The sequence below is a fragment of the Providencia sp. PROV201 genome, assembly GCF_028479545.1.
Classification (GTDB): domain Bacteria; phylum Pseudomonadota; class Gammaproteobacteria; order Enterobacterales; family Enterobacteriaceae; genus Providencia; species Providencia huaxiensis.
In genome coordinates this window covers 1-1,053 of the sequence record NZ_JAMPNW010000062.1, presented here as the reverse complement: position 1 = coordinate 1,053, position 1,053 = coordinate 1, and the positions used below count along the sequence as shown (strand labels likewise).

At 46.1% G+C, this 1,053-nt stretch carries 1 protein-coding gene; it reads right to left on the bottom strand.

The features are described from left to right. Positions 1–34: 34 nt before the first annotated feature. Positions 35–520, bottom strand: a complete 486-nt coding sequence (locus tag PR809_RS20070) for a hypothetical protein (RefSeq protein ID WP_272524698.1) — start codon at positions 518–520, stop codon at positions 35–37. Between the last annotated feature and the right edge of the window lie 533 nt (positions 521–1,053).

The window sequence follows — 1,053 nt, the reverse complement described above, 5'->3', positions numbered from 1 at the left end:
TTACAAGCCATCCGGATCCCCCAGTAACCATTCTTTAGGTCATTAGGGTATAGACTGTGGCCTTAGCCAACCTTTCTCTAAGCTCATTCATTAACGGGAGCGGATACTTGTTCTTCACCGTTATCTTGTTCAGCCCTCTATAATCTATCACCAGTCTTAACGAGCCATCTGGCTTTGGGACAAATAATATCGGGGCTGCACATGAGGAAGTAGATCGCTTGATCTTCCCCGTTCTCAACATCTCATTGAGAAACTCTCGGAGCGCTTTCAGCTCCTTCTCTGACAACGGATATATGGGTCCAAAGGGAGGTGTGCTTCCGGGAATCAGTTCGATTCTATGATCATACTTTGTATGTTCCGGTAACGCATCTATCCTCTCTTGACTGAAGACATCTCCAAAGTCCTTATACTCTGGAAGGAGTTGCAGTGATATGTCTTCACCTTTCTCATCCGAAAATTGGACTGTCCCGAGAAAATACACATTTTCGGGATCTTCAGCTAGTAGCTCCTCATCGGACATATATACTAACCGCCTCTGCTCTGTCAGACAATTCGCCTTACAGAAATCTGAGCGCCAGGTCAGCGATCCTAATTTCCAATCTATGTCGGGATTGTGATCCTTCAACCATGACATAGGTAGATATCCATCAACTCTTGTATCCGCGATATCCGCTACCTCAAAGCGCATACTATTCACATGATCGCCTATCTTCAAGTCCAATGGCTTGGTATAATGAAGACCCGATCCTGGTATGTGGTTACCGCTTGCATCACGTATGGGTGTCTGGATCCTTCTCCGGACACAAGGAGCTTGGGTGGTTTTAACCCATTGGCTACTTAACACTGGGCCAGTAGCTCCACTATCTAGTAATAACAGTGCTTCGGCACTCGTGTGTCGTGCACTAAGCCGCCAGTCCAATGTCACTTTTAAATGAATTGACTTGCTATGCTTAGGCGGACTTGAGTGCCTAGCTTTCTTACTTTGTCTTGTAGTACTCATGCTTACTTATCTCTTGCCTTTCGACACAAGAGCGGCCACAACGGGTCGGTAAA